This is a genomic window from Undibacterium sp. 5I2 (assembly GCF_035019605.1).
In the GTDB taxonomy this organism is placed as follows: domain Bacteria; phylum Pseudomonadota; class Gammaproteobacteria; order Burkholderiales; family Burkholderiaceae_D; genus Undibacterium.
In genome coordinates this window covers 1-241 of record NZ_JASJVS010000202.1, presented here as the reverse complement: position 1 = coordinate 241, position 241 = coordinate 1, and the positions used below count along the sequence as shown (strand labels likewise).

The window sequence follows — 241 nt, the reverse complement described above, 5'->3', positions numbered from 1 at the left end:
ACCTTACGTGGTGCCGCTGCACGGCCTCGCCGATACAGCAGCGAGTGCGCTTTCAGAATCCGATACATGGTCGATTCGGAGGCCAGGTAACGTCGCTCGTCTGCGAGGATAGGGACGATTTGCGTCGGCGGCAAGCTGCCGAAACGCGCGCTGTTACAGACACTCAGAATTTCCTCCTGCTCATCTTGGCTAAGCTTGTTGGCCGGTACAGGACGCTCCGCCAAAGGGCGCGCATCATCAA

At 58.9% G+C, this 241-nt stretch carries 1 pseudogene; it reads right to left on the bottom strand.

Annotated features, from left to right (window positions below):
* Positions 1–241, bottom strand: a pseudogene (locus tag QN359_RS20105) (IS3 family transposase); the annotation flags it as partial.